This window comes from Acinetobacter sp. OYA S30 (assembly GCF_033599315.1).
GTDB classification, from domain to species: Bacteria; Pseudomonadota; Gammaproteobacteria; order Pseudomonadales; family Moraxellaceae; genus Acinetobacter; species Acinetobacter baumannii.
On the sequence record NZ_JAWVAV010000100.1, the window covers coordinates 1 to 2,041 of the forward strand.

At 35.1% G+C, this 2,041-nt stretch carries 3 protein-coding genes; all 3 read right to left on the reverse strand.

The features are described from left to right. Positions 1-249: plasmid pRiA4b ORF-3 family protein (locus tag R5R67_RS19240; protein WP_318755185.1), on the reverse strand; the 249-nt coding region annotated here is incomplete at its 3' end. A 231-nt stretch (positions 250-480) separates the two neighbouring features. Continuing rightward, entirely contained in the window at positions 481-1,047 is a 567-nt protein-coding gene (locus R5R67_RS19245) for a recombinase family protein (protein WP_114231170.1), read from the reverse strand. A gap of 233 nt (positions 1,048-1,280) precedes the next feature. After that, positions 1,281-2,041, reverse strand: a 761-nt coding sequence (locus R5R67_RS19250; protein ID WP_318755186.1) for a hypothetical protein, incomplete at its 5' end; no start/stop codon positions are given.

A 2,041-nucleotide genomic window follows, 5' to 3' on the forward strand; every position in this document is an offset into this window, starting at 1 on the left:
AATTTTTTTACCTACACGTAGAACTTCTTTCAATTTTTGTCTTTTATTGATCTTTTCATGCTTAATAGTCGTGAATTCATGTAAATGGCTATCTTCCCAATCAAAAGCAGATTGAATTGCCTTATGGAGCCTAGATAAAGTAGCTGCCGATGAAATTTGAATAGTTCTCCAGATTTCAGGATCACTACCTAGCAGACTAATTTTTAATTGAAAAACTTCATCAGAAGATTTGAGCTTTACAGTTCCCATAACAGCCTAGTTCTCAAAAAATAGTTTTAGTAAATCTAAAATTAACATAATACGCCTTATACGAAATACTTGATATTTATCATTAAATTTCAGTATATTAGATCAAGCCGTTGTGGGGCATAGGGTACCAGAGCGGCTTTTTATTGATTATTTATGTTCCACGCTTAAAATTCGAACAATGTTTCATGATTTTTATAAGTTAAACTAAATTTAGTTGCCAATCCCAATAAGCTATTCACTAACTTGTAAATATCGGTATACCGCCTGACGACTAATCCCAAAAGCTTTTCCTAATGCCATTTTTGATGGATACTTCCCTTCCCTCCATGCTTGTCGTAAAGCTTCAGCTTGGTCAGGCTTTAGTTTATGCACCCGACCTTTGTACTTCCCCTGAGCAGAGGCGAGTTTTATTCCTTCCTTTTGCCGCTCTAAAATTATCTCACGTTCGAACTGTGCAAAAGCACCCATCAATTGCAGCATCAAATTATCCATCGGGGTGGATTCGGCCGTAAAAGTAATATTTTCTTTTACAAACTGGATGGCAATCCCTCGTTTGACCAGTTTATCTACTTCAGTGACCAAATCTTTCAGGCTTCGCGCAAAACGATCCATGGAATGTACAATCACCCTGTCCCCTTCCCGGATATAGTTCAACATTTCCTGAAATTTAGGTCGGTCAGTATTTTTACCTGAAGCACGGTCAACAAAAATCCGGTCGACTTCAATTCCCTCAAGTTGACGTCCAGTGTTTTGCTCGACAGAACTTACCCGGATATACCCTACTTTTTGGCCTTTCAATTTTTCACGCCCCAATTGGATAAAAATGAACAATTTCGTAAATTATAAATCCTTAATACTAAAGTTACATGTTATTTATGATTAAAAATCATTTAAATGATACATAATTTCATGAACTTTCAGATTGTAACTTTAGGGTGTACTCTAAATTTACATAATGTCTCTGTATACGAAATTCGATTGTAAGCCCAAAATAGAAATGTCCAACTTCTCTAAAATCCCTGCTAAATAAACTACTCTTCGCCTTTTTCTAAGGCCTTTTTAATTTCAATTACTGACAATAATTCTCCGCCCTTTTGCCAGGTATGTAATCCTTCTAACACCTGAATAAAAAGTTTATTTGCTTTAAAATATTCATTTTCATATGTCTTAACATCTTTAAAAATTAAAGATTTACGTACTTCATTATGAAACTTTGTCGTATTCACAATCCGATTGGTAATCTGTTGAGGAGTATCATTGCTAATATCAATATTGAGTTTCTTAAATGCGACAAGAACAGCACCACCTAATTCAAATTTACGTTGATTTTCAGCTTTGCGTTTTTTCCCAGCATCCTTCTTCTGTAGCTGACTCAAATACAATTCTAAATCACTGTATTCAAGCTTTTGCGCTTTAAAATTCAGATACCGTGTCGCCAAGGTTTTTAAAATATTTAGTTCCATCTGATCTAGTGCATTCTTTTGAAAAAGTTCATACAGATCTAAAAACTTCTGTTCATACTCGGTTTTAAGAGGCAGATTATTCAACTCTTCAAACAGCAATTTCAACTTCAGATGTTCACGATAAGGTTTTAAAGCCTCTTTGACCAGAACCTGATCTGTCTGAGTTAGCCCCTCAAAATTACAATCAACACTATTTAAAGCCTTTAACACTTGAGATTGAAGATCAGAAAGCTGTTCTTGCTGTTCTAAAAACTCTACAAATGCATGTAACTCAGCAATCTGTAACAACTGAGCAGGTCGACCACGCTTTTTTGCTTTTTCCATTTCCA